This is a genomic window from Dactylosporangium sp. NPDC000244 (genome assembly GCF_040300725.1).
Classification (GTDB): domain Bacteria; phylum Actinomycetota; class Actinomycetes; order Mycobacteriales; family Micromonosporaceae; genus Dactylosporangium.
This window is the reverse complement of the sequence record NZ_JBEPEH010000034.1, coordinates 102,487-127,570: the sequence shown is the minus strand read 5'-3', so window position 1 is coordinate 127,570 and position 25,084 is coordinate 102,487. Positions and strand designations below refer to the sequence as shown.

23 protein-coding genes and 1 pseudogene are annotated in these 25,084 nt (G+C 70.8%); 15 read left to right on the top strand and 9 right to left on the bottom strand.

The window, feature by feature from the left end:
* Positions 1-184: 184 nt before the first annotated feature.
* Entirely contained in the window at positions 185-1,327 is a 1,143-nt protein-coding gene (locus ABT369_RS40380; RefSeq protein ID WP_350620639.1) for a mannosyltransferase family protein, read from the top strand.
* A gap of 9 nt (positions 1,328-1,336) precedes the next feature.
* Here ABT369_RS40380 and ABT369_RS40375 read toward each other — a convergent pair whose 3' ends face one another.
* From ABT369_RS40375 to ABT369_RS40365, 3 genes are all read right to left on the bottom strand, one after another.
* Complete coding sequence (locus tag ABT369_RS40375; RefSeq protein WP_350620637.1) at positions 1,337-4,234, bottom strand: S8 family serine peptidase; 2,898 nt, start codon at positions 4,232-4,234, stop codon at positions 1,337-1,339.
* A 28-nt stretch (positions 4,235-4,262) separates the two neighbouring features.
* Complete coding sequence (locus ABT369_RS40370) at positions 4,263-5,024, bottom strand: CPBP family intramembrane glutamic endopeptidase (protein ID WP_350620635.1); 762 nt, start codon at positions 5,022-5,024, stop codon at positions 4,263-4,265.
* 64 nt (positions 5,025-5,088) lie between these two features.
* The gene (locus ABT369_RS40365; protein ID WP_350620633.1) at positions 5,089-6,201 is read right to left on the bottom strand and encodes a globin domain-containing protein; all 1,113 of its coding nucleotides are present in this window, start codon (positions 6,199-6,201) and stop codon (positions 5,089-5,091) included.
* Positions 6,202-6,441: 240 nt separating this feature from the next.
* On the opposite strand from ABT369_RS40365, the gene ABT369_RS40360 reads away from it, so the two are divergent.
* Both ABT369_RS40360 and ABT369_RS40355 read left to right on the top strand, forming a co-directional pair.
* Positions 6,442-6,900 (top strand): pyridoxamine 5'-phosphate oxidase family protein, encoded by a 459-nt coding sequence (locus tag ABT369_RS40360; RefSeq protein ID WP_350620631.1) that lies wholly within the window; start codon positions 6,442-6,444, stop codon positions 6,898-6,900.
* Positions 6,901-7,158: 258 nt separating this feature from the next.
* Positions 7,159-7,812: a peptide deformylase gene (locus ABT369_RS40355; RefSeq protein ID WP_350620629.1), complete on the top strand. Its 654-nt coding sequence runs from the start codon at positions 7,159-7,161 to the stop codon at positions 7,810-7,812.
* Positions 7,813-7,843: 31 nt separating this feature from the next.
* Here the strand turns inward: ABT369_RS40355 and ABT369_RS40350 are convergent, their stop codons facing one another.
* Positions 7,844-8,566, bottom strand: coding sequence for an HAD family hydrolase (locus ABT369_RS40350; protein ID WP_350620627.1), 723 nt, complete (start codon positions 8,564-8,566; stop codon positions 7,844-7,846).
* Positions 8,567-8,810: 244 nt separating this feature from the next.
* Positions 8,811-9,830: pseudogene (locus tag ABT369_RS40345) on the bottom strand (helix-turn-helix domain-containing protein); the annotation flags it as partial.
* A 464-nt stretch (positions 9,831-10,294) separates the two neighbouring features.
* Here ABT369_RS40345 and ABT369_RS40340 point away from each other — a divergent pair.
* The 5 genes from ABT369_RS40340 to ABT369_RS40320 all read left to right on the top strand — a co-directional run bounded on the left by ABT369_RS40340 (position 10,295) and on the right by ABT369_RS40320 (position 13,633).
* A complete protein-coding gene (locus tag ABT369_RS40340) occupies positions 10,295-10,966 on the top strand; it encodes a hypothetical protein (RefSeq protein ID WP_350620625.1) in 672 nt (223 codons plus the stop codon).
* 127 nt (positions 10,967-11,093) lie between these two features.
* Complete coding sequence (locus ABT369_RS40335; RefSeq protein WP_350620623.1) at positions 11,094-11,939, top strand: MEDS domain-containing protein; 846 nt, start codon at positions 11,094-11,096, stop codon at positions 11,937-11,939.
* 2 nt (positions 11,940-11,941) lie between these two features.
* The gene (locus tag ABT369_RS40330) at positions 11,942-12,865 is read left to right on the top strand and encodes an anti-sigma factor RsbA family regulatory protein (RefSeq protein WP_350620621.1); all 924 of its coding nucleotides are present in this window, start codon (positions 11,942-11,944) and stop codon (positions 12,863-12,865) included.
* Positions 12,866-13,276: 411 nt separating this feature from the next.
* Positions 13,277-13,450 (top strand): hypothetical protein, encoded by a 174-nt coding sequence (locus ABT369_RS40325; protein WP_350620619.1) that lies wholly within the window; start codon positions 13,277-13,279, stop codon positions 13,448-13,450.
* Positions 13,451-13,468: 18 nt separating this feature from the next.
* Positions 13,469-13,633 (top strand): hypothetical protein, encoded by a 165-nt coding sequence (locus ABT369_RS40320; RefSeq protein ID WP_350620617.1) that lies wholly within the window; start codon positions 13,469-13,471, stop codon positions 13,631-13,633.
* A gap of 52 nt (positions 13,634-13,685) precedes the next feature.
* On the opposite strand, the gene ABT369_RS40315 is transcribed toward ABT369_RS40320, so the two are convergent.
* Positions 13,686-15,860, bottom strand: a complete 2,175-nt coding sequence (locus ABT369_RS40315) for a carboxypeptidase-like regulatory domain-containing protein (RefSeq protein ID WP_350620616.1) — start codon at positions 15,858-15,860, stop codon at positions 13,686-13,688.
* 314 nt (positions 15,861-16,174) lie between these two features.
* Here ABT369_RS40315 and ABT369_RS40310 point away from each other — a divergent pair, with 314 nt between their 5' ends.
* The 5 genes from ABT369_RS40310 (at position 16,175) to amcA (ending at position 20,986) form a co-directional block, all read left to right on the top strand.
* Positions 16,175-16,528: a sterol carrier family protein gene (locus tag ABT369_RS40310; protein WP_350620614.1), complete on the top strand. Its 354-nt coding sequence runs from the start codon at positions 16,175-16,177 to the stop codon at positions 16,526-16,528.
* A 226-nt stretch (positions 16,529-16,754) separates the two neighbouring features.
* Positions 16,755-18,317, top strand: a complete 1,563-nt coding sequence (purF, locus tag ABT369_RS40305; protein WP_350620613.1) for an amidophosphoribosyltransferase — start codon at positions 16,755-16,757, stop codon at positions 18,315-18,317.
* Between the two features lie 47 nt (positions 18,318-18,364).
* Positions 18,365-19,519 (top strand): phosphoribosylformylglycinamidine cyclo-ligase, encoded by a 1,155-nt coding sequence (gene purM / locus ABT369_RS40300; protein WP_350620611.1) that lies wholly within the window; start codon positions 18,365-18,367, stop codon positions 19,517-19,519.
* A 167-nt stretch (positions 19,520-19,686) separates the two neighbouring features.
* Positions 19,687-20,793 carry a cyclophane-forming radical SAM peptide maturase AmcB gene (gene amcB / locus ABT369_RS40295; protein ID WP_502891879.1) on the top strand — a complete coding sequence of 369 codons (1,107 nt, stop codon included), beginning with the start codon at positions 19,687-19,689 and terminating at the stop codon, positions 20,791-20,793.
* The gene (gene amcA, locus ABT369_RS40290) at positions 20,777-20,986 is read left to right on the top strand and encodes a multiple cyclophane-containing RiPP AmcA (RefSeq protein WP_350620609.1); all 210 of its coding nucleotides are present in this window, start codon (positions 20,777-20,779) and stop codon (positions 20,984-20,986) included. Before amcB ends, amcA begins: the two co-directional genes overlap by 17 nt.
* Positions 20,987-21,291: 305 nt before the next feature.
* Here the strand turns inward: amcA and ABT369_RS40285 are convergent, their stop codons facing one another.
* Entirely contained in the window at positions 21,292-21,516 is a 225-nt protein-coding gene (locus tag ABT369_RS40285; RefSeq protein ID WP_350620607.1) for a DUF3073 domain-containing protein, read from the bottom strand.
* A gap of 230 nt (positions 21,517-21,746) precedes the next feature.
* Positions 21,747-22,805: a Glu/Leu/Phe/Val dehydrogenase dimerization domain-containing protein gene (locus ABT369_RS40280; protein WP_350620605.1), complete on the bottom strand. Its 1,059-nt coding sequence runs from the start codon at positions 22,803-22,805 to the stop codon at positions 21,747-21,749.
* A 146-nt stretch (positions 22,806-22,951) separates the two neighbouring features.
* Here ABT369_RS40280 and ABT369_RS40275 point away from each other — a divergent pair, with 146 nt between their 5' ends.
* Positions 22,952-23,791 (top strand): DUF8083 family protein, encoded by an 840-nt coding sequence (locus ABT369_RS40275; RefSeq protein ID WP_350620603.1) that lies wholly within the window; start codon positions 22,952-22,954, stop codon positions 23,789-23,791.
* Positions 23,792-24,365: 574 nt separating this feature from the next.
* Positions 24,366-24,575, top strand: coding sequence for a BldC family transcriptional regulator (locus tag ABT369_RS40270; protein WP_223099768.1), 210 nt, complete (start codon positions 24,366-24,368; stop codon positions 24,573-24,575).
* Positions 24,576-24,684: 109 nt separating this feature from the next.
* On the opposite strand, the gene ABT369_RS40265 is transcribed toward ABT369_RS40270, so the two are convergent.
* Positions 24,685-25,062, bottom strand: a complete 378-nt coding sequence (locus tag ABT369_RS40265) for a PPOX class F420-dependent oxidoreductase (protein WP_350620601.1) — start codon at positions 25,060-25,062, stop codon at positions 24,685-24,687.
* Positions 25,063-25,084: the final 22 nt, after the last annotated feature.

Here is a 25,084-nt window from a genome sequence, read left to right as displayed (position 1 = left end):
CGCTGCCGACGTGAACGATATCGACATCGATGCATTGCACGGTGAGCGAGATTCGCCGGCGAGGACCATCGACGAGATCACCCCCAAAGCATCGACAGCACTCGAAGTCACGGACGCTCCGGCCGCCGCCCCCAAATGGCGGACACGGATGCGGACACGGATGCGGTCGAAGGTTCGCCCGTGGATGGTGCCGTGGCTCGCCTCGCTGAAGGTCGCGGGCGTGGTGTGGCTGGCCGCCGGGGCCGCCTACCTGATGGTCAACATCTACGCCTACCGGCTGACGCCCTGGCAGACGCCGGGGGTCAGCGACCTCATCGGGTCCTGGTACCGCTTCGACACCGTCTTCTACGTCCGCATCGCCGAGGACGGGTACCTCTTCTACGACTACGCCCCGGCGTTCTATCCGCTCTATCCCGGCCTCATCAAGCTCCTGAACCCCGTATTCCCGGGCGGAGCCCTGCCCGCGGCGCTGGCCATCAGCGTCTTCTTCGCCCTGGTCACGCTGGTGATGCTGCACCGGCTCGTGGACGAGGAGTTCGGCGACAAGATCGCCAGTCGGACGACGTTCTACCTGGCCGCGTTCCCGGCGGGCTTCTTCCTCTTCGCGGCCTACAACGAGTCGCTCTACATCGCGCTGGTGCTCATCGCCCTCTACGCCGCGCGCAAGGGCCACTTCTGGGTCGCCAACGCCGCGGCCGCGCTCGCCGGCTCGACACGCCTGTTCGGCCTGCTCCTGGCCGCCCCGATCGCCTATGAGTACATGCGGCAGCGCGGCTGGAGCTTCCGCAAGATCCGCTGGGACGCGCTCGGGTTCCTGACCATCCCGTCCGGCGTCGTCGCCTTCTCGATCTTCCTGCACAACATCACCGGCGACTGGCTGGCGTTCAGCCACGCCCAGGACGGCTGGCACCGCAAGTACGGCTGGCCCGGCGAGCCGGTCTGGAAGACCATCAAGCTGCTCAACGACAAGCCCTACCTGCAGGACTGGCGCCTGCTCGGGCTGTTCAACCTCATCTCGGTGGTCGGCGCCATCGCGCTGCTGCTGCTCGCCCTACGCCGCAAGAGCCGGTTCGGGTTCCGCCCCGACCAGAACTACCTCCTGGTCTACGCGGCCGTGCCGATCCTGGTCTACCTGTGCACCGAGGCCGGCTGGCCCAACTACCTGATGTCGGCGCCGCGCATCGCGATGGAGTGGTTCCCCGCCTTCATCATCCTGGGCATGCTGGGCCGGAGCCGGACCTTCGAGCGCTTCTACCTGTTCATGGCGCTCATGGCCCAGGCCCTGTTCCTGGCCCAGATGCTGCTCAAGATCCAGTTCGTCGCGTAGCCCGCGGGGCTACGGAATCGTCGGAGGCTGCGGGCCGACCGCCACGGTGGTCCAGGCCCGCGCCGCCGTCCCGTCCCCGAACTCGATCATCCCGAGGTACCGCTTGTCGGGCGCCAGCCCCTGCCAGTTCACGTCGTAGTGCATGGTGTCGCCGGGCGCCACCGGACGGGTCTTCGGCGACACCGTGAGGTTGCCGGTGACCGGGGCGCCGACGACGAACACGTGCGCCTTCGCCACCTGCTCGGTCAGCGTCGGGGGCAGCGCGAACTGCACGACGTACACCTGATAGGTCCCGGATCCGCCGGTCAGCGGCACCTCCTCGTCGGAGGTGATGCCGTCGCTGCGCCCGACGAGCTCGCCGTCCTGGTAGACGTACAGGTCGAGATCGGTGCCCGGCGCCACGTCGGCGTCGTAGGTCGCGAGCCGGGCGAGCTTGACCGCCGGCGGCAGCGTGAACTCGAAGCTGAAGATGGCCGGGGACAGACCCGGCGACGAGGGTATGAACGCGGCGGTGCTGCCGACCAGCTTCTGCGCGTGCTCGTTCGACACCGCGAGGCCGTAGGGGTGCGCGGTGACCGTGCCGCCGAAGCCCGCGGTCAGGTCGATGGTCGCGTGGCCGGAGGCGCCGGTGCCGGTGATCTCGCCCGGGCCGGTCAGGGCGACGGGCCGCACCGCGATCGGGCTGCGCACCGCGTGCCCACGCAGGTCCGTCCAGGTCAGCGCGCCGAAGGTGTACTCGCGGTACGCCGCGTCGGTCCGCGTCACCTTGACCGTGAACTTCGCGGTGCCGTTCGCGGGCACGGTCATGGTCGACGGGCTCACCTCGACCGCGGTGCCGGGCGGGGGCGTCACCGCGGCGACGTACACGCTGGGCAGGTCCGTCACGTTGGTGACCGTGCGCGTGACGGTCTGGGTGCCGGGCAGCGAGCCGATCGCGATCGACGGATAGTTGAGGTCGCTCGGGTCGATGGTGCCCACGCCCGGGCACCAGTCGCTCGCGATCTGCATCTGGCCGATCCCGCAGGCGTACCGCGCCCAGTCCTGCGCCCCCGAGTCGTAGACGAGCCCGGGGTCGAACGCGCGGGCCGGACGGACCTGGCCGGAGCCGTCGTCGAACGGGTTGGCCACCCGGTCGCCCCGCTGGATCGAGGCGCCCGTGTTGTCGAGGTTCCCGGCCGTCGTCATCAGCGCGGACTTGAGCTTGGCGGGCGTCCATTGCGGGTGCCGGGCGCGCACCAGCGCGGCGATGCCGGCGACGTGCGGGCTCGACATCGAGGTGCCGCTCTCGCCGTCGAAGAGGTTGCCGTGGTGCCCGGCCGGGGAGACGCCGGCGACGATGTCGACCCCCGGCGCGGCGAGGTCGGGCTTGATGAGGTCCCCGTCGCCGGCGTCGGCCGGGCCCGCCGAGGAGAACGCGGCCATGGCCGGCGCGCGGGCGACGGTGGCCGTGGTCGCGGAGAGCGCCGCGTGCGGGTTGGTTCCGCCGGCGTACCGCTTGATCGCCGCCCCGGCCTTGTCGTCCACGTGGACCGTCGGGATGACGTGGTAGTCGGCGTTGAGGGAGTTCTCGGTGGGGTTGTAGAGCACCATCCCGACCCCGCCGGCGTCGCGCACGGCGACGCTCTTGTCGGTGCGCGGGTTCACGCCCCGCTTGCACAGCACGATCTTCCCCTTGACCTTCGCGGGGTCGAGGGCGCCGGGGTAGCACAGCTCGACCCGGTCCGCCGGGGCGCTCGCCAGCCCGGCCTTCACCGAGTCGACCAGCGGCGCGTCCGGCACCGCGTCGCCCTGCCCGACGCCCTGGTACGTCTTGCCGTCGCCGAGCGTCACGCTTTTGTCCGAGCCGCGGTCGTGCGAGCTCGCGGCGACCGTCGTGATCCAGGGCGCGTTGTGGGCGACGGTGGACGCGTCCGGGCCGTCGTTCCCGGCCGCCGCGGCGACGAAGACGCCGGCTGCGGCCGCGTTGTAGAAGGCGAGGCTGACCGGGTCGACGACCAGGCTGCTGGAGCCGGAGACCGAGTAGTTGATGACGTCGGCGCCGTCCGCGACCGCGTCGTCGATGGCGGCCAGCAGGTCGACGGTGCCGCCCGAGCCCTCGCCGTCCTCCTGCCGCCAGAGCGCCTTGTAGACCGCGATCCGGGCGGCCGGGGCCATGCCCGAGACGCTCCCGACCGGCTTGCCGTTGATGGTCGCCGGCACGCTGTTGTTGCCGGCGGCCGTGGTGGCGGTGTGGGTACCGTGGCCGTCGTAATCGCGCGGGGACCGGAACTCACCGCTCCAGTCGCCGAAGCCGCTGCTGTCGTAGAAGCGGGCGCCGATCACCTTGTTGTTGCAGGTGACCTTCTGCTGCGCCGTGCCCGTGCCCTCGATGCACGCGCCCTTCCACTTGCCGTCGATGGCGGCCTGGTCGGGGCGCGGCTCGGGCAGCGCGGCGAGGCTGGGGCTCTCGGGCCAGAACCCGGTGTCGATGTCCGCGATGATCATGCCCTCGCCGGCGTGCGCGGGGTCGCCGAACTCCTTCGCCCACACGCCGGCCGGGCCGTCCAGCCCAAGGAACGCGGGCGTGGAGATGGTCTGCGTGGTGCGCCGCTCGTTCTTCCAGAGCCGCAGCACGCCGGGGGTGCGCTGGACCCGCTCGCGCTGCTGGGGCGTGAGGGCCGCGGCGAAGCCGTTGAAGACGGTCTCGTAGTCCACGACCGTGGTGGCGATGCCGGCCCGGCGCTGCACCGACTCCCGGTTCGCGCGCACGGCGGCGCGGGCGCTCTCGGTGCGCAGGGCCGGGTCCCCCGCCAGCTGCACGATGTAGAGCGTCGTCTCCGCCTTGGCGGAGCTGGCAGACCCGGCCGACGAGGGCAAGGCGAACGCGGTGGTCAGCACCAGGGTGATGACGAGAAGGATTCGGCCCACGCAGCCAGACTAATTGTCCGGATTTGCCCTAACTCAGGAAACCGAGATGATCCTTGAGCAGCGCGTACCCGACGAACGACACGATGTCGAGGATCGAGTGGGCGACGATCAGCGGCATCACACGCTGGGTGCGCCGGAAGAAGTAGCCGAACACCAGCCCCATCACCAGGTTGCCGACGAACCCGCCGAAGCCCTGGTAGAGGTGGTAGGAGCCGCGGATCACGGCGCTGACGACGATCGCCGTCCACCAGCCCAGCCGCAGGTCGCGCAGGCGCGTGAGGAGGTACGCGATCATCACGACCTCCTCGAGCACCCCGTTCTCGACGGCCGAGAGGATCAGCACCGGCACCGACCACCAGTGGTCGCCGAGCGCCTCGGGCACGATCTGGGCGCTGACGCCGAGCTGCCGGGCCGCCCAGACCAGCCCCAGGCCGGGCAGCCCGATGAGCGCGGCCAGGCCGACCCCCAGCACCGCGTCGCCGCCGGGCCGACTCGCGTCCAGGCCGACCTCCAGCGGGTCGTGCGCCCGGCGCAGCATGTGCACGGCGAGGAGGGCGGGCACCACGCCGAGCAGAATGCCGGCGAGCTGATAGAGCAGGTCGAGCCAGGGCCGATCCGCGACCACCGTGGGATTCAGGGTCGCGGTCTGCTGCGACAGGGGCTTGACGTAGGTCAGCCGGTTGACGATGTTGAGGATCGCGTAGATCGCCGAACTGCCCAGCGAGACGCCGAGCACGAGCAGGATCTCGGACCGGACGCCTCGCTGTTCCAGCCGATCACTCTCGATCACGGCGCAACTGTACTGGTCTCAACACCGGCGGGCGGTCACCGCACTATCGGCCGCCCGCCGGCGTTCAGACATCACCGAAGGCGTCGTACTTGATCCGGATGGCCGGCACCTGCATCTCGGCCAGGGTTCGCAGGGTGGCCCGCACCATCGTCGGCGAGCCGGAGACGAAAAAGTCGTGGTCCTGCCACGGCCCGTAGCGGGCGACGATGTCGGACACGTTGCCGTGCTCGCCCGGGAAGTCGGGGTCGTCGCTGGTCGCCGCCACCACCGACAGCCACGGGTAGCGGGCCGCCAGCCGGTTGAGGCAGGCCAGGTCGTAGAGGTCCTCGCGGTCGCGGGCACCGAAGAACACGTGCACCCAGCGGGTCCGGTTGGCACGGGTCATCTCCTCGATGAGTGCCTTGACCGGGGCGAGCCCGGTGCCCCCGGCGACGCACACGATGTCGCGGGTCGAGCGGCGGTCCAGGGTCATCTGGCCCATCGGGGCGCCCAGGCGGATCATGTCGCCGGGCTGCACCCGCCGGACCAGGGCGGACGACACCCAGCCGGCCCCCACCGCGCGGACGTGGAAGTCGAGCGAGCCGTCCTTGCGGGGCGCGTTCGCGACGGAGTACACCCGCCACAGCCGCGGCTGGTACTTCGTCTCGATGCTGACGTACTGCCCGGCGCGGTACTCCAGCGGCTGCATCGGGCGGCAGGTCAGCACCGCGATGTCGCGGCTGCGGCGCTCGTGGTGGAGCACCTCGGCGTGCCAGTAGGGCGGGTTGCCGGAGTCGGCCTCGGCCCCGGCCATCATGACCTCCGCGATCTTCGCGTAGGCGTCCCCCCAGGCCTGCTCGAACTCGATGTTCCACTGCTCGCCGGCGTAGGTGCGCAGGGCCTCGACCAGCGCCGCGCCGACGATCTCGTAGTGCTCCGGTTGCACGTGAAACTTCCGGTGGTCCCGGCCGAGCGACCGGAGGTACTCCTCGAAGTGATCCGGGTCATCGACGGTCTGGATGGCCGAGACGATGGCACCCAGCAGCCGGGAGCGCTGGACGTCCATGTGCACGGGGAACAGGTCCCGCAGCTGCGGGTTGTTGAGGAACATGCGCGCGTAGAAGTAGCTCGCGAGCTTGTCCTGCTGCTCCTCGACGAGTGTCCAACTCTCCTTCAGTAATCGCGACAGATTGCTCATCGGTGCCCTTCGCGGTCAAACGACGGTGCCGTGGTGTGAATCAGCGTCACTACCTGCGAAGACCACGCATCGCACTGACTGTGCGACGAGACGTGCTCGGCACCGGATTTCCCCGTGACGCGCCGGTCCAGGGCACTGGACAGGCGCACCGCATCAACCGAACGGCGGGATCGCACCGGCTGTCCGGCTGATTTCGCGCGCCGGTGTCACCGTGGCTGCAAGGCGATCGCAACCCCGGAGGTGTCCGTGCCCACCCTTTCCGACCACGAGGTGCTAACCGCTTTAGACGAACGGATGCAGAGCTTCGTCCGTCGCCAGGAGATGATGTTCGTCGCCACCGGTGAGCCGGACGACGGCCACGACTGCACGTTCGTCACCGGCGGCGCGGGCTTCGTTCGCGTACTGAGCGTGAATCGTCTCGCGTGGCCCGAGTTCGACGACACGAGCCTTTCCACGGCGGTCACCGACATTCAGCGCGATCCGCGCATCAGCCTGTTGTTCGTCGACTTCGCCCGCGGCGCGATCGGGCTGCACGTCACCGGCCTGGCGAAGGTCCTGGACGACGACGCGATGCGGCGGGCGTACCGCTCGCTGAACCTCGACCCCTCCCTCCACCTGGTCGCCGATCGCCGTCCGGCCCGCTGGATCACCGTTTACGTAGCGGAGGCGTTCCTGTCGGCGGCCGGCGAACTCCACTGAGCACCGTCGCCACTAAACGTTACCTAAGCGCATAAGAATCGCACGCATTCATTCACGTTCAACGAGACCTAAAGGGGTTCACACCCGGCTCACCGCCGCTCACACTGGGTGGATGGCGCTGAGCCGGGCCGTCGCATTTCCGCACTCGTTCCCGTACGATTCTTCGCGCCGCGGCCCCGCCAGGCCGCGGCGTTTTGCGCAACTGGCTCGCGCCCATTCACGTGGCGATTGCAGTAACCGCCCCTTGAAGGAGCAGCGATGACCAGCGACGTGGCAGACGACCGCAAGACCGCCCTGGCCCCCGCGCCTCGCCGGCCCGGCAGCGCACCCGGCTCAGGCGGTGGCCTCCGGCCCAACGACGCCCTCGCCCCCGACACCCGGCGACCGAGCGAGGTGATGGCGTCGCTCGGCATCGTGCAGCTGGGCGACCCGATGCTCACGACCAAGACCCGCCCCTTCGACCTGCCCCGGGAGCGCGACGAGGTGCTGCGCATCCTCGACCGGCTGAACGCGACCGCCGACGCGGTCATGCGGGTGCACGACTTCAGCACGGGCGCGATGGGCCTGGCCGCCCCGCAGATCGGCGAGCCGCGCTCGATCGCGATCTTCCGCGCCGCGGGCGCCCCGCAACTGGCGCTGATCAACCCCCAGGTCATCGAGGTCGGCCCGGACACCCGCGCGGACTGGGAGGAGGCGACGGAGGGCTGCCTGAGCTTCTTCGACTTCCGCTGCACCCTGCGCCGCCCGCGGACCGCCGTGATCAGCTACCGCACCATCGCGGGCGACGAGGCGATCGCCACCTTCGACCGGGGCCGCCTGGCCCGCGACGTCCTGCACGAGGTCGACCACCTGGGCGGCATCCTGAACGTGGACCACGTGGAGCCGGGCGCGCTGACCGTCTCGATGGCCTGACCGCCCCGGGGCGCCCGGCGGTCGTCGCCGGTCAGCGCGAGATCGCCGGGCTGGGCGCGATCGCCGGGCTGGGCGCGATGCTCAGCGGGAACGGCCCGGTCAGCGCGGCCCGGGCGCCCAGGGCGGCCCGCAGCTCCGCGACGCCGACGCACCCGAGCGACGGCGCCCAGGTGTGGGCGAGGTCGGAGCGCATCATCGGGGCGACGTTGAGCACCGCGCAGCCGGCCACGTGCGCGCTGGCGACGCCGACGGCCGAGTCCTCCACGGCGACGCAGTCCGCCGCGGCGACCCCGAGGGCGTCCATCGCGGCGAGGTAGGGCGCCGGGTCGGGCTTGGGCCGGTGCCCGTCGTCGCCGCAGACGACCGCGTCGAAGGTGCCCGGGCCGGCCTCGCGCAGCACGTACCGCACGAGCTCCCGATAGGTCGACGTGACCAGCGCCACCCGCAGCCCCGCGGCGCGCACGGAGGCGAGCAGCGCGCGGGCGCCGGGCAGCCAGTGGACGCCCCGGGCGTACGACTCGTGGACCATCCGCTGCACGAACGCCACGTCGGCGTGCACGTCGAGGCCGGTCCAGCCGTAGTGCCCGTGGATGCGCCGCATCGCCACCGTCGCATCGAGCCCGCTCAGGCCGCGCAGCAGCTCATCGGTCACCTCGGCGCGGCGGGAGCGCACCAGGGCGGTGTTCGCGGAGGCCCAGATGGGCTCGCTGTCGATGAGCGTGCCGTCGAGGTCGAATAAGACCGCTTCCGCCACGCGCGCCATCGTAGCGACGCTCTTGACTGAGTTTCACGCGGAGTACAAGTTTTTCACGCCTGCGGTGTACGCGCTGTAGCCGAACCCAACGCGCACGGTGTCACCACACCGGTGCGCACCCGCCGGCCCGCAGCGCGACCACCGGTTTGCCAAAAGTGGTCGCGCAGCGGCCATGGGGGCGCGGGGTGGGAACCCCCCGCCGCGTACCCCGCGAAGTGGGCGCCAAGCCAGAAACAGCTCAGGCGGAGAGCTGGCGCGCGGACGGCGGGACGAACGGCGGGTCCGGCCAGTCGTCGGTGTCCTCCACGGCACCCTCGGGCCGGCTGCCCCGGAAGCGCCACTCGAGCCGGTAGTAGTCGTGCAGCGTGGCCGCCTCCGTGTGCCAGGAGAAGACCGCGCGCCCGTCCTCCGAGAGCTCCTGCGTGATCGGCGTGCGCAGCGGCACCTCCTCGGCCGACAGCGACGTCTGCACGCCCCACACCACCGGCCGCATGCGGGCCGGGAACTCGACCTCGACCGTGAGGTGGCGGGTGGGCAGGCGGATGGCCCGCTCGAACCAGTTGCCCCACTTGTCGATGCCGATGTGCCACGAGTACGCGATGGTGGTGCGCTGCCCGGGGTACAGCGGGAAACGCCCCTGCGCGTTCTCGAAGAGCAGCCACAGCTCCTTGAGGGTGTCGCGGTCGGTCTTGGCCCGCCACTCCATGGGCTCCCCGGCGCACGAGGCGACCAGCGAGAGCTCGTCGAGGGAGAGCGGGTGATCGTGATGGTGGCGGTTGGAGCGGGCCGGGTCGTCCGGGTAGCGGTCGACCGAGATCCGCACGAGGTACCGCGTGATCGGCTCCGTGCCGGCGTTGTACAGCGCGCGGCGGACCGTGCAGCGGTACTTCCCGTCGACGTACGACAGCCGCGCCGTCTCGCGCTCGACCACGAGTCCGGTGCCCGGCGGCAGCCACTGGTCCGGCACCGGCGGGTCGCGCCCGGGCACGCCCACGCGGCTGCGCGCGGTCGCCCGCAGTTCGTCGTACTCCTTGTACCGCTGCCAGACCGAGCCGCCGCTCTGCAGGATCGCCTCGGCGCGCCGGGCGAAGTCCTCGGTGGGGCGGTGCCGGCCGGCCTCCACGTGGCTGACGTAGGAGGCGTCGAAGCCCATGGCCGCGGCGAGCTGCTTCTTGGACATGCCGCGCTCGACGCGCCACCGCGCGAACTCTGCGACGAACGCCTCCGCCGCCCGCTGCACGGGAGAAGGGTCGCTCGTGGTCATGTCCGGTCCAGCCCTACAGGGAGACGGCCCCTGTCCGGTTAGTGTCCACGAGTCCGGCTGTTGACCAGGTCAGCCGGACAGATTCCTGACAAAATGGTTGACACCACCGCCCGATCGGTCTTGATCAACCAATTTTCGTCACCACCCGCCGCCAGCCCAGTAACGCAACGTTACGACATGCCGGTTGCCGCAACGCGACAGGACGAGGCTGGTTAGCCTTACCTAATAGCTGTATCGTGGGCGCTTGGCATGCACTTCTGGGGGTACGCAACGGTGGTGAGCACCATCCGCACGCACACGACGGACGCCGCGCCGCGGTGGCCGCGCGTCGTGCCCCCGGGCGAGTTCGGCGACCGAACGTGACCGCGCTCATCAGTCGCGAGGGGGTCGAACCCCTCCGGCCGGTCGTCGCAACACTCGCCGCGCTGCGGAATCGGCACGGTAAAGATTCACTCCAGGGGCTGGTGCCCGATCTCGTCGGCGTTCAGGGTCCCGAGTGGCGCCCCGCGGCCGAGATCGACGTGAGCGACCTGCTCGACACCGCGGCCCGCCGCTGGAGCGCTCAGCCGCACGCGGCCGCCGCGCTCGCGTGGAAGTGCTACTCCTACTGGTGCGCGCTGCCCGCCGTGCTCGGCTTCGCCGCCTCGCGCCGGGTCCCGCTCATGACGCCGGATCACGTGCTGGTGCGGTACAGCGAACCCCGGCCCTTCCTGACCCTCGCCCTGCGCTCCCCGGTGACGGCGGTCCTGGCCACCGACCCGATCGTGGCCACCGACGCGCCCGGGCTGCTCATCGTCGAGGACGAGGACGAGCTGCTGGGGGTGCTGCGGCGCTCGCTGGTCGACGCGCACCTCGAGCCCTTGCTGGAGGAGTTCCGCAAGCGGGCCCGGATCGGGCGGCGGACGCTGTGGGGCTCGGTCGCGTCGGGCGTGGCCTACGGCCTGTCCCGGGCCGCCGACTCGCTGCCGGGGCCCACGCTGGACATCGCGCACCGAATCCTCGGGGTGCTGGACGCCGACGACCTGGTCGAGCTCGCCCCGCGAGCCGGCGGCGGGCTCGACATCCAGCGCAAGACCTGCTGCCTCGCCTTCACGCTGCCCACTCCGAAGGTCTGCACCACCTGCTGCATCCGATAAATCGGGTTCACTTCACGCACGGTCCTGGCCATGAGGGGCTCCGCCCCCCAAACCCCCGGCAGGTAGCGAGTTTCGCGGACCACGCCATCTGGGTAGACCGCGTAGGTTGAATCACATCAGCGAACCGATGACCACTCACGCCGGGCGAGTCCGCCCGGGCGATCATCTGTGCCTGCCCTTCGCCAGCGATGCCGAGCAGCGCGAGGTGGTCTCCGCGTTCATCGCCGACGGACTGCGGCGGGGGGAGCGCGTGCTGTACTTCTCCGATCGCACCCACCCCGAGGTGCTCGACGACTGGCTCGGCCCCCGCGGCGTCGACGGCGCGCTCGCGATCGCCCGCGGCCAGCTCGAGGTCCGCGCCGCCGACGGGCGCGACGGGTTCGACCCGGCCGAGGTCGTCGGGGGCATCCGGCACGCGGTGCGCGACGCGCGCGCGGCCGGCTTCCAGGGGCTGTGGCTCACCGGCGAGATGAGCTGGGCGCTGCGCGGGGTGCCGGGGAGCACGCGGCTGCACGAGTACGAGACCGGGGTCTCCGAGACCGTCGTGGACTCGGGCGATCTGGCGGCTGTGTGTCAGTACGACGAGCGGCTCTTCGAGCGGGCGGACCTGAGCGGCCTCGTGTCCGTGCACCACGGCGTGGTCTGCATCGACCCGCTGCACGACGACCGGCGGCTGCGGATCGTCCCGACCCACTCGCCGCGCGGGCTGCGCATCGCCGGCGTCGTCGACGACTCCACCGCGGCGCCGCTCGCCGAAGCGCTCACGCACGCGGCGGACTGGCCCACCGGGGAGCCGCTGCTCGTGCTCGACCTCGCCGAACTCACCTTCATCGACGTGGCGGGGATCCGGGCGCTGGTGCGCTTCGCCGAGTCGGTCGCGCCCGAGCGCCGGGTGCTGGTGCGTCACATGCCCGGCTCGATGCGCAAGGTCCTGCGCATCGCGCGCTGGACGCTGCAAGAGGCGGACGAGTAGCCGTGAACCTCATCCACCAGGCCCTCGTCTTCGACTCGCCCGCGGTCTTCCTCGCGGCGGCCGTGCCGTTCGTGACCGAGGGGCTGCACCGGGGGGACACGGTGCTCGCGGTCACCTCGGACGAGAACGAGACCCTGCTGCGCGAGCAGATCGGCGGCGACGCGGGCCGGGTCACCTTCCTGCCGGCCACGGGCTGGTTCGACTCCCCCGGCCGCACGCTCGACGCCCACCACCGGCGCATCGACGCGCTGTCCGGGCCGACGGGCATCCTGCGGGTGCTCGGCGAGCCGGTCTGGTCCGGGCTGGACCCGCTCGAGACGTCGGAGTGGGGCCGGTACGAGTCGGTCATGAACGTCGCCCTCGCCGACTCGCGGGCGTGGCTGGTGTGCGGGTACAACACCCGGACCCTGCCGACCGCGATCGTCGACGACGCCCGGCGAACTCACCCGGCGCTCGCGATCGGCGAGCAGAGCGAGGTCAGCGCTACCTTCGCCGACCCGGCCTCCTATTACGCCGAGCACAACACCGCGCTGCTGCCGCGCCCCGATCGGGACGTCGAATGGCTCCCCGATTTCACGGAAATGGCATCGGTACGGCAGTTCATCGCCGACCACGCGGTGCGCCTCGGCGTGCCGGCCGAACGCCTCGACGACTTCACGCTCGCGGTCAACGAGGTCGCCACGAACGCGGTCCGCCACGGCGCCGGCCGGGGCGAGGTGCGCCTCTGGGCGACCGATCGCCGGGTCATCTGTGAGATCGTCGACCAGGGCCGGGCGCTGGACAATTTCCTCGGATTCCTGCGTTCCGATCCGCAGGCCGGCCAGGGCCACGGCCTCTGGATCGCGCGCCAGATCTGCGATCTGCTCGAAATGCGCACCGGCGGCCCGGGAACGACGGTCCGCCTGCACATGCGCCGTGCCTCCTGAAGCCTTCTGAAGTCTCCTGAACTCGCCGAATCGGTGAACGAATGGGCGGCGGCACCCCGCGCGGACACCGCCGCCCATCCATTCCTCTCGTGGGCCACCCCCAGCACACGAGATGTGAACCGCTATCCGCACCAACCCCTTTCGGCTGACCATTTCGGTATTGCCCTCACCTTTGCACCGGCCCGGACGCGGACGCCATCACCGGACCTGCTCGCTTCGGGCGGGCGTACGGCGTACCCCATTGGATTGACGGTGGCGGCGCTTGAGTAATCGAGATCGTCGCGCTGAGCGAGGCCTACTCAGCCCGCCGAGAATGGGTACTCACCTACTTCCAGGGGAATCCGGACGGTCGCCGTCTCCGGACTGTTCGTGGTCTAACGAACCCGTGTCCGTCCCCGCACACTCAGTAGCGTGAGTTTTCAACGAAGCGGCATCGGCCACGTTGCACGGCACCGGGCTGCCGGCCCGGCGATCCGGATGCTGCGCAAGGTGCGCTGGCTCCGGGTGACGCACCCGCGGCATTCGGCGCCGTTGAGCCTGGAGCTCGACGCCGCCTGCCGCGCCGCCACACCCACCATCACATAGCCACGGGGATACCTGCACATGATGCGACGCCACACGAAGGTTCTGCGCCGCCCGGACGAGGACGAGTACGTTCCGCGGCACGCCGTGGATCTGCGCAACACGCGCAACGACCTCGACCTGCGGGACCGCGTTGACGCCGAGCCGGCCACCGACGGCGACGGCGACTCCGCCGAGGATGCCTGAGACAGCAAGAGGGGCGGCCACCCGGGCCGCCCCTCTTCAATTATTCCGCCGGCTAGTCGTCCAGCCAGTCCAGCGAGCGGCGATTGCCGCCGTTGTTGTTGTTCGGGCCGTAGCCGCCGCGCTGGTCGTACTCGCCGCCACCGCCTCCGCCGCCGCCGTTCGGGCCGTAGCCGTTACCGGCCCGCGGGGGCTCCGGCACCCGCTCGTAGCCGTCGCGCTCGTAGCCCGAGGCCGGCTCGTAGCCGCCGCGGTCGCTGGGGCCGTAGCCGCCCCGGCCCGCGTAGGGCTGGTCGTCGTAGCCCCCGCCACCGCCGCCGCCACCGTTCGGGCCGTAGCCGCCGCGGTCGCCGCCGGGGTTGTAGCCGCCACCCGCCGACGGGCCGTCGTAGCCGCCGCGGTCGTCGTACCCGCCGCCACCGCCGTTGCCGGGGCCGTAGCCGCCGCGGTCGTCGTAGCCGTTGTTTCCACCGCCACCACTGCCACCGCCGCCGTTCGGGCCGTAGCCGCCACGGTCGCCGCCCGGGTTGTAGCCGCCGCCCGCCGACGGGCCGTCGTAGCCCCCGCGGTCGCCGCCACCGGGGCCGTAGCCGCCTCGGTCGTCGTATCCGCCGCCACCGCCGCCGTTGTTGCCCGGGCCGTAGCCGCCGCGGTCGCCGCCGGGGCCGTAGCCGCCGCCGGCCGCCGGGCCGTCGTAACCGCCGTGGTCGCCGCCGCCGAAGCCGCCGATGGTCGTGGGCGGGCCCTCGTAGCCGCCGCGGTCACGCTGGCCGCCGCCGTAGCCGCCGCCCTGCGCCCCGCCGTCGTAGCCGCCCTGCGCCCCGCCGTCGTAGCCGTTGTTCCCGCCGTAGCCGCCCTGGCCGCCGCCGTAGTTGTTGCCGCCGGTCGCCGGGTTGTTGTTGTAGCCGTTGTTCCCGCCGCCGTAGCCGTTGCCGCCGGGCTCGTAGCGCTGGGTCGAGTCCGCGTAGCCGCCGCCCCCGCCGCCGTTGTAGTCCGGGGCGTACGGGTCGACCGCCGGGCCCGGGGCGGGGCGCGCCTGCTGCCCGCCGTAGCCGTTGGCCCCGCCGCCGTTGTATCCGCCGCTGGCGAAGCCGGCACGGTCGTCGTAGCCGCCCGCGGACGGGTAGCCGCCCGGGCCGGGCATCGGCGCGCCGTAGGGGTCCGGGGGAACGTCGTCGAAGACCTGGCCGGGCCGCACGATCGCGGTGGCGTCGTTGTTGCCGCCCCGGTTGATCATCGTCGGGGCCGGGCCCATCGCGCCGACCATCGTCGGGGCGGCCTGCGGGCCGCCGTAGCCGGGGCGCACGCCGGGCGCGCCGCGGCGCGGCGCGGGCTCGTCCTCGGGCTCGTCGTCGTCATCGCCGCGGCGGCGCAGGAGCAGCACGATCGCCACGATGCCGAAGCCGACCAGCAGCACCCCGAGCGCGATCAGGATCCAGGAGACCCCGCCGCCGCTGTTGTTGGAGGCGTTGTTGGTGGCCGTGTTCTGCGGCACGACGCCGCCGGCCGACTGACCGTCGGCGAACGCGCCGTCGTTCGCGCTCGGCAGCGGGGCCGCCGAGGCGGTGTCGGCGAGCACCACGAGCCCGATCTTGACTCCGGTCGTGGCCTTGCCGGCCGTGCCGGTGACCGACTTGGGGCTGGAGTTCTCGTAGCCGCCCGCGCCGACCGTGATCGTCATCGCCCCGGGCGCGATCGGCTTGTTCTCGCTGCCGGTGAACTTGAAGGAGCCGCTGGAGCCCGACGTGATCTGGGTTTCCTTGCCGCTGCCGTCGGCGAGGACCACGGTGGCGCCGCTGATGCCCTTGCCGGTCTGCGAGTCGGTGATGGTGCCGGAGACCTCGGTGACCGTGGTCGGCGCGGCCTGCGTCGTCGGCGCGGCGGCCTGGGCGTTGAGGGTGGCGTTGAAGCCCTTGGTGTCGGAGCCGCCGTCGGTGATGATCACCTGGCCGCTGCCCTTTTTGCTCTGCCCGGCCGGGATCGAGCTCTGCGCCGGCGGGGCGATGCCGACCGGCAGGTTCTTGGTCGCGTCCTTCGCGAGGGGCCCGTCGACCGTGCAGGTGAGGTGGGTGCCGCTGCCGTCGCAGCCGCCGGGCTTGCTCGAGATCGTGAGGCCGAGGTCGCTGGGAATGTCGATCGTGAGCTTGACCGGCGTCAGCTGAGGCGTATCGCCGGTGTTCTTGATCTGAACATTGACGGTCTGCGCTCCGCCGCCTACGGTCAGTGTCACATCTGGGGCGCCACTGATCACTACGGTGGCGTCGGCGTAGGCCGGTGCCGCCATGCCGATCAGAGCGCCTGCAGCCAGAACAGCCACCGTCCCCGCTCTGAGGAGCAGGGTTCGTCGGTGCGCGGTCACGTCCACACCCCTCCGGATCTTGACTTTCACCCGAGCGTCGCTGCCGAGCATGTCTGTCTATGGTCCAACATGCGAGCGAGACTCGCCTTGCATGGTGCGCCGCAGCAAACTATGCCCTGTCCGCAGGGGTCGGCGAAACCCGCGTCGTGTTGCCAGCTCGATACAAGCGGTCGTATCGTCCGGCTATGTCCACTCCGCACCGATATTCCGACACGGTGCAATCCGTCCTTGATGCCCTGAACGACGGAGCCGCTCCGGACCGGATCGCGGTTCGCGACGCCGTCCGGGAACTCCTCGCCAACCTGCGGACACGAGCACCCGGACGTTCGGTGGAGGTGCGCGTTCCCCCGTACGGCGCGATTCAGTGCATCGAGGGGCCGAGACATACGAGAGGTACGCCACCCAACGTCGTCGAGACCAACCCGGTCACGTGGATCGAGATCGCCACGGGTCGGAAATCGTGGCATGAAGCCGTCACGGCCGGGAAGATTCGCGCGAGCGGGGTTCGGGCGGATTTATCCGCCTATCTGCCCTTGTAACCCGGCGAATCGGCACACAGTCGAGTCACCGAAGGGCTTCGATTCGTCGCTCTGCGTCATGCCGGAAACCTCGCGTACACTGGCCCCTGCGACGGCGACCCAGCGTGTGGCGTCGACCAGCCCGCGGTCGGATGGCAGATGTCAACCAAATAGCCATCTCGCCGACACCCACCCACCGTCCTCACTTCAGCCACCCCCATGGCAACTGCGACGACAGGAGCGGCAAGTGCCCCGAGGCGATGGCCGGTTGAGCCACGAGCTCGACCCCCAGCGTCCAGGTCCCCAGGACAAGTGCGGTGTGTTCGGCGTCTGGGCGCCGGGCGAAGAGGTCGCCAAGATGACCTACTACGGGCTGTATGCACTGCAGCACCGTGGCCAGGAGGCGGCCGGCATCGCGGTGTCCGACGGATCCGGTGTGGTGGTCTACAAGGATCTCGGCCTGGTGTCGCAGGTCTTCGACGAGCCGACACTGGCGAGCCTGCGCGGCCACATCGCGATCGGCCACGCGCGCTACTCGACCACCGGCGGTTCCACGTGGGAGAACGCGCAGCCGACGCTGCGCTCGACCCGCGCCGGCGACGACCGGGCGGGCACCACCATCGCGCTGGCCCACAACGGCAACCTCGTCAACACCGCGGAGCTCGCCCGCCGGGTGGCCGAGCTGCCCGACATGGAGCCGGACGCGATCAACGCGACGAACGACACCGCCCTGGTGACGGCGCTGCTGGCCGCGCGGCCCGACCTCTCCGTCGAGGCCGCCGCCATGGAGGTGCTGCCGACGCTGCGCGGCGCGTTCAGCTTCGTCTTCATGGACGAGGACACCCTCTACGCCGCGCGCGACGTCAACGGCGTGCGCCCGCTGGTGCTCGGCCGCCTCGAGCGCGGCTGGGTCGTGGCGAGCGAGACCGCCGCCCTGGACATCTGCGGCGCCAGCGTCGTGCGCGAGATCGAGCCGGGCGAGCTCATCGCGATCGACGAGCACGGGCTGCGCTCGAGCCGCTTCGGCACGCCCGATCCCAAGGGGTGCCTGTTCGAATACGTCTACCTCGCCCGCCCCGACACCAACATCTCGGGCCGCAACCTGCACGCGGCCCGGGTCGCGATCGGGCGCACCCTGGCGCGCGAGCACCACGTCGAGGCCGACATGGTCATTCCGGTGCCCGAGTCCGGCACGCCGGCCGCGATCGGCTACGCCCAGGAGTCCGGCATCCCGTTCGGCCACGGCCTGGTCAAGAACGCCTACGTCGGCCGGACCTTCATCCAGCCGTCCCAGACCATCCGCCAGCTGGGCATCCGGCTCAAGCTCAACCCGCTGCGCGACAACGTGCGGGGCAAGCGCCTCGTCGTCGTCGACGACTCGATCGTGCGCGGCAACACCCAGCGCGCGATCGTGCGCATGCTGCGCGAGGCCGGCGCCATCGAGGTGCACGTGCGGATCTCCTCGCCGCCCGTGAAGTGGCCCTGCTTCTACGGCATCGACTTCGCCACCCGCGCGGAGCTGCTGGCCAACGGGCTCGACCTCGAGGGCATCCGGCGCTCGATCGGCGCGGACTCCCTCGGCTACGTGTCGCTGCCGGGCCTGATCGCCGCCACCGAGCAGCCCGCCAGCCGGCTCTGCGCCGCCTGCTTCGACGGGCAGTATCCGATCGAGCTTCCGGCCGACAATGTGATCGGCAAGCACGTCCTGGAAGGTGTCGCGCGCGCCGCGGGGGCCGCGCCGACCACCGCTGACGGTGTCCCGAGCGTCGCCGCCAGCGTCGGAGGTTCCGGCGCACTGCTGCGCCCGTGACCGCCCACCCATCAAAGCCGCCCGCAGAGGCAATCAAAGGGGAGAAAGTGACGCACGTGGACGAGCGCGCCGACGAGACCGGGAAGTCCGGTCAGGGCAGCACCCCCGAGCGGCAACTGTGGACCGCCGGCAATGGCCGGAGCCGCCGCAAGACCGTGACCTACGCGGACGCGGGTGTGTCGATCCACGCCGGCGAAAAGGCCGTCGAGCTGCTGCGCACGAAGGTGCACCGCACGCACCGGCCCGAGGTGATGGGCGACATCGGCGGGTTCGCCGGGCTGTTCCGGCTCGACCTCAAGAAGTACAAGAGCCCGATCCTCGCCTCCTCGACCGACGGCGTCGGCACCAAGCTGGCGATCGCCCAGGCCATGGGCATCCACGACACGGTCGGCATCGACCTCGTCGCCATGGTCGTGGACGACCTCGTCGCGTGCGGGGCCGAGCCGCTGTTCCTGCTCGACTACATCGCCTGCGGCGAGGTCGTGCCGGACCGGGTGGCGGAGATCGGCGCCGGCATCGCCGACGGGTGCCGCTACGCCGGCTGCGCGCTGCTGGGCGGCGAGACCGCCGAGCACCCGGGCGTGATGCGGCCGGACGAGTACGACATCTCCGGCACCGGCGTCGGCGTCGTGGAGGAGGACGCGATCCTCGGCCGCGACCGGGTCGAGGTCGGCGACGCCGTCATCGCGCTGCGCTCGACGGGCCTGCACTCCAACGGGTACTCCCTGGTCCGCCACGTGCTGCTCGGCGCCGGCCGGATGCGCCTGGACAGCGTGATCGACGAGTTCGGCCAGCAGCGCACGCTCGGCGAGGAGCTGCTCACCCCGACCCGCATCTACGCGAAGGACTGCCTCGACCTCATCAAGGAGGCCGACATCCACGCGTACGCGCACGTGACCGGCGGCGGCATCCCGGGCAACCTGGTCCGGGTCCTGCCCGAGCACGTCGACGCCGTCGTGGACCGCTCGACGTGGCGCCCGCAGCCGATCTTCGAGCTGGTGCACACGAAGGGCCGCATCGACGACACCGAGATGGAGAGCACCTTCAACATGGGCATCGGCATGATGGCCGTGGTCTCCGCCGAGGACGCCGACCGCACCCTGGCCTTCCTGGCCGGCCGCGGCCTCGACGCCTGGCAGGTCGGCGAGGTCATCGAGGGCACCGGCACCGTGCAGATGGTCGGCTCGCACACTCGCGGCTGACCCGGTCTTTCGTGCGGGGGTGGTGCAACCGGCACCGCCCCCGTCCGCGTTTCTGTATGTGTCGGAATGTGCGAATTCACGTAGTCGATCAACTGGGGCTTACCGCGGCGCCGCGATGGACCTAGGCTGAAGCGACACGTCCCTACGCCCAAAAGGAGGAGGGGGCGGTGTCGTGGAGCGGCATGCAGGGCATCTCGCCGATCCCTGGGTATGTCGTCATGCAGCCGACGACCCTTTGCAATCTCGACTGCACGTACTGCTACCTGCCATTCCGCGCGCGTAACGAGCGGATGAGCCCGGCCGTGGCCGCCGCGGTCGCCGCCTCGGTGAACCCCTGGGCGGCCGCCGACCGGCGCTTCTCCGTGGTCTGGCACGCGGGCGAGCCCCTCGCGGCCGGCCGGGACACGCTCGCCGGGCTCATGGCCCCGTTCGCCGGGGTCGAGCACCACGTGCAGACCAACGCCACGCTCATCGACGACGCCTGGTGCGAGTTCTTCGCCGAGCACGACATGCGGGTGAGCGTCAGCGTCGACGGGCCCGAGGCCCGCAACGGGCAGCGGGTGAACCGTGGGGGCATTCCGGCGTACCGCGCGATCCAGCACGGCATCGAGGCGCTGCGCCGCCACGGGGTGCCCTTCTCGGCGCTCTGCGTGGTCAGTGAGCCCCGGCCCGGGCTGGCCGCGGAGCTCTACGAGTACTTCCTGGACCTCGGCTGCGAGGTACTGGGCATCAACATCGAGGAGCAGGAGGGCGTCAACGCCCGGGCGAACGCGTTCGCCGACGAGGCCGTGCGCTCCTTCTGGGCCGAGCTCGTGGCCGCGTGGCGCCGCGATCCGCGCATCCACGTCCGCGAGATCGAGTGGACGCTGCGGTACGCCGGCGCCGTGCTCGACCACCGCGCGGACGGGCTGCTGCCGGGTGCCCTCGACCCCATCCCGACCATCGCCGCGGACGGGCGCGTCTTCCTGCTCTCGCCCGAGCTGGCCGGCTTCACCGACCCGCGGTACGGCGACTTCTCCTCGGGCAGTGTGCTGACGACCCCGCTGGCGGAGATCCTGGCCGGCGCGGCGGGCTCGGCCCCGTGGATCGGCGAGTACCTCAACGGCGTCGAGGCCTGCCGCCGCAGCTGCCCCTACTTCGGGTTCTGCGGCGGCGCGCACGCGGCCAACCGCTACTTCGAGCACGGCAGATTCGACGGTACCGAGACGAATCACTGCCGAAACAGCAAGATTCGCCTTCTGGAGGGAGTGCTGGACCATGCCGGAGCACGCTGACCCAGCCGTCGACACCGTCGCCGAGCGCGTTCACCGGGCCGCCGACGGCCTGAGAACCCTGCTGGACGAGGCCGCCGCCGCGCGGGCCGCCCGTGCCGAGACCACGGACCCGGAGGGCACCAGCGCCGTGTGCGCGTGGAACCACTTCGAGAACATCCCGACGTTCTACAACTGGAACAACCGTCCCAGGTAGCCGTATGCGGGCAGGCGGCATCGACGCACGGTGCCGGATGTAAGGACCACGGCCCCGACGCAGGGTCCACCCACACTGGAGGCGGTGCACCGCTGCACCGCCTCCGGTTGCCGCGAGCGGGTGGGAACTCACTCGGGCGATGGCTACGCCGAGACACCCGCATGGCGGGCCGTCGAGAGAACGACCGCCGTGCGGGTGCTGTGGACACGACTCGGGCACGTGGTTGTCCACGTGCCCGTGAGCCGGGTTACGCCCGGTCTGAGTCGACGCGCAGAGTCGTTCGAGCCAGACTGGGCGCGCGATGGTCAACGACCCCGTGAGCGCCAATCACCGTCGCTGGGGGAGTCGTCGTAGTCGTCCTCGTCGTCAGCCTCTTCGTCGACCCCGTCATACTCGGCGTAGTCGTCGCTTGACTTAGGGCTGCCCGCCGCGAGCTCTCGTTGCAACGCTTCGAGGTCGGTGTTAGGCGAGTGATATTTCAACTCCCTGGCCACCCTAGTCTGCTTGGCCTTCGCACGGCCGCGCCCCATGGCTCGACCCCCTCGCACAGAATTACGGGGCAGCCATTACCGGCAGGCCCCGACAACGTCAGGCATCTCTCGTGGCTCTTACGGTACATGTCGAGGGCACCTTTCGGCATCTCGCCCCTGCCGACCATTTCGGTGGCGTTGCTTACCCGACCGGACCGGTCGGGTACCCGCCGGGTAAGCACCACCGCGGTCGACGGGTCGTCACGCCCGCCGCGAGCTCCCGCACATGGCTACACCAGGATGGTACGGAGCCTTCCGACCTCGGCCATCCGCCGTTCGGCGAGTCGGTCGGCGGCCAGCGCCGGGGGCACGCCCTCGACGGAGGCGAGCTCCAGGATCTGCTTCGTGGTGTCGTAGATCCGTCCGGCACGTTCCTTCGCCCGGGCGAAGTTGAAGCCCTCGATCTCGTCGGCCACCTGGATGACCCCGCCCGAGTTCACCACGTAGTCGGGGACGTAGAGCACGTCGCGCTCGGCGAGGAGCTTCTCGACCCCGGGGTGGGCCAGCTGGTTGTTGGCCGCGCCGGCGACGATCTTGGCGCGCAGGAGCGGGACGGAGTCGTCGTTGAGCGCGCCGCCGAGCGCGCACGGGGCGTAGACGTCGATCGGGGCGGCGATCAGGTCGTCGTTGCCGTCGACCAGGTCGACCTGGGGATAGGTCTCCCGCGCCCAGTCCCGGGCCCGCTCGGACACGTCGGTGGCGACCACCGAGGCGCCGTCGTCCAGCAGGTGCTTGGTGAGGTGCTTGCCGACCTTGCCCAGGCCCGCGATCCCGACCCGGCGGCCGGCCAGCGTCGGCGCGCCCCAGCGGTGCTCGGCCGCGGCCAGCATGCCCTGGAAGACGCCGTAGGCGGTGAGCACCGAGGAGTCGCCCGCGCCGCCGTGGGACTCCGAGCGGCCGGTGACGAAGCGGGTCTCCTTCGCCACGACGTCCATGTCCCGCACGTAGGTGCCCACGTCGCAGGCGGTGTAGTACCGCCCGCCGAGGGACTGCACGAAGCGGCCGTAGGCGCGCAGGAGCGGCTCGCTCTTGTCCTTGTCCGGGTCGCCCCAGATGACGGCCTTGCCGCCGCCGAGGTCCAGGCCGGCGAGCGCGTTCTTGTAGGCCATGCCCCGCGAGAGCTCCAGCACGTCGTGCAGGGCCTCGTCCTCGGACGCGTAGGGGTAGAAGCGTGTGCCGCCGAGCGCCGGTCCCAGCGCGGTGGAGTAGACGGCGATGATGGCCCGCAGGCCGGACTGCTGGTCGTGACAGAACACGACCTGTTCGTGGCTGGTCTCGAAGACGCCCATGGATGCTCCCGGAGGCAAATCGCGGCCCGTCCTCGTGAGACGGGGCCGTTCACGACAGTGCGGTGACTCGACCCTAACGCCGACACCTGGCCGCCGGTTCGAGGGCACCTTCGCGTCTTTCGGCCGTTTCGTGCGACGATCGGCCCGTGCCGTCGCTCTTCGCGTCATACCTGCGGGTGTATGAGCCGCTGGCTGCCTTCGACCGCGACCACCAGCTGTACTGGCGTCGCTACGTCAAGGAGGGCCGCGCCGTCGCACTGTCCGACGGCCCCGTCCGCCAGCGCACCACGGTCCTGGAGGCGCTGGGCGCCGGGTGGACCCGCCTGCCGGCCCTGCCCGAGGAGGCCTACGTCCTCGAGGCCGACGACACGCTGCTCGTCTGCCCCTGGAACCTGCGCATCCGGGTCGCCGAGGCGGCGCTGACGGCGCGCGACGGCGTGCCGAGCATCATCGCGGACGCGTTCGTGCCGCCCGTGCTGGCCGGCCTCGCCCAGACGATCGTGGACGACTGGCGCAGCGGCGACCACGTCCTCGAGCGCGGCCTGCCGCGGGTCCACGAGCAGGTGGCCACCTGGGGCGTGCCGCTGCGCTGGTTCGTCTTCGTCGACCTGGAGGAGCGCGAGCTGTCCCTGCGCCCCGGCCGCCGGGTCCTGCGCTACCGCACCGAGATCTCAAAGGCCCGCCGCCGCGCACATCGCGCCTACGCGGTGCTGCGGCGGGCGATGGGCGACGCCCCGATCACCGTCGCCGTCGAGGAGACGGCCCGCTGGCTGGAGGAGTTCCACTCGCGCTCGATCGTGGAGCTCGACTACGGCGGCCTGGTCAACCTCATGTCGGACGACGCGCTGGCGGCCGACGACTCGCCGGGGCTGGTGTCGGCCGGCCTGTCGAACGTGGCGCGCGGCGACGCCGACGAGGCGACCGAGGTCTACGAGAAGCTCGTTGAGCGCTGGCGCTCCGTGCAGCTGCTGGAGCGCTGCAACTAGGGCCTTCCGGTCCATGACTCGGGTCCGTCGGGGTGCGGACCGTTGCTCCCGCCAGACACCGCTCGGCGCTGGTCGCGCTCAGCCCTCCGTCCGACCCGCTCCTCGTTCCTGCCACCGCGGACCTGGCTGGGCGGCCCCCTCCGGCCGAAGGCCCTCGGGGCCGCCCTTTGTCTGGCGGGAGCGACGGTCTGCGACTGACGCGGACCCGAGCCATGGATGTTGACGAAGCTAAATGTCCGCTTCGTCCACCACCCGATCGGGTGTCACCCTTCGCAACCGAATCGCACCACGTCCGTGTCCGTTATGCCTAATACAAGGGTGTTTGTGAGCTACCCATCACCCCGGAGAGTGAGCTAGATTCGTGGTGGATCGCTCACCCTCCGTCAAAATGAGTCCGAATTTATCCGGTTTTGCGGTGTCAAAATCGGAAAATTCACTTATTCATCATCCGTCCATACAGGGACCTTCAGCCGTTCGGCCCATGTCGGACATCGGGGACTAGCCGGACCATAGGAAACGCGTCGACCGGCGGGACCCCGGCCGGCGTTCCTGGGTACCTGTGGAGGAGTGACCGATGCCATCTCGTACGCATGAACCTGAGCCGTTGCTCACGCCGGCTGAGGTCGCGTCGATGTTCCGCGTCGACCCGAAGACCGTCACCCGGTGGGCGAAGGCGGGCAAGCTGAGCGCGATTCGAACGCTTGGCGGCCACCGTCGCTACCGGGAGTCCGAGGTGCGAGCCCTGCTCCAGGGCCAAATTCCCACGCAACGCACGGGCGACTGACGCAGACAGTACCTCGCGTCGTCCTCCTGCGCCAAACAACACGGCTTATTACCGCAACGCGCTCGGATCGTCACCCCCCGGTGATCCGAGCGCGTTGCTTTTTCAGCCTTCAGGACAGTGTTATCCGCACCCCGACGGTGGCATCGGCGCCCCGGCGGCGGATGCTCGCCCATACGAACAGCCGACCCTTCAGGCCGTACTTGCGCTTGATGAGCTCGCGCGCGGCCGCGCCGCCCTCCGGGCCGAGCAGCGTCGCGTGCGCCGGGACCGCCGGGCCGGTCGCCTTGCCCCGCACCGTGCACGGCGCGACGGTGACCGTGCCGTCGCGGCGGATGCGCTTGACCTTGCCGGAGTCGTTCACGGTCCACACCATGAGGGCGTCCCCGTCGCGCGCGGCCCACACCGGGGTCGGCACTGGTGTACCGTCCCGGCGGAACGTCGTCACCAGGAGATACTGTTCCTCGCCCAACCGTTCCACCGTCGTCATAAGCACCAAGGTACGAGCGGGC